Annotated in this window: 1 protein-coding gene; it reads left to right on the top strand. The window is 34.2% G+C overall.

The window, feature by feature from the left end:
• Positions 1-188 precede the first annotated feature (188 nt).
• Positions 189-611 (top strand): hypothetical protein (locus tag AB4486_RS24800; protein ID WP_372119347.1); only part of this gene is annotated, 423 nt, incomplete at its 3' end.

The raw sequence follows: 611 nt of genomic DNA, 5'->3' as shown, positions 1-611 counted from the left end.
CTATTGCCAACTGGTTAATAGGTAGAGAAAAGATATCTAAAAAAATAAGAACTACTCTAAATTATTTGGTAAAGCACATAACAAGCTAATTAATAAGGACAAAAAACAGTTGGCTGTTTTCGTTCCTCAACATTTTAGCCAACAATTTTTTGCCCATTATTAGGGCGTTAGCAATATAAGGAATTATCGTGTTTGAAAGTAACATATCGGGTCTTGATACAATCATTATTGCTTGTGTCTCTGCTTTTGGGGGATATCTTGGCGCGTACTTCAAGAAAAGTGCTGAAATTTCTTCTATGTCAGATAACATCAAAGAACTAATGTCTCAACAAAGAAAAATTACTGAAGCTACAGAGTCAGTAAAACAAGATATAGAGCATCAAGTCTGGCGCAAGAAAGAGCAGGAGTTGCTAAAGCGAGAGAAAATGGAAGAGTTTGCCATTTTGTGTATAGAGCTTCCTCAAAAACTATCAGATGAATACTCAAAGCGCACTATTCATAAAAATGCAGATTATGACAGGCATTACATGAAAAAGATTATATTGCTTCAAAGCCTTTATCTTCCGAAATTCGCTAATGATATGGACTCATTAATGTCTTTACATCAAAGA

Origin of the sequence: Vibrio sp. 10N.222.55.C6 (assembly GCF_041473395.1) — a bacterium.
GTDB lineage: Bacteria > Pseudomonadota > Gammaproteobacteria > Enterobacterales > Vibrionaceae > Vibrio > Vibrio crassostreae_C.
This window is presented reverse-complemented; position numbering and strand designations above follow the sequence as displayed.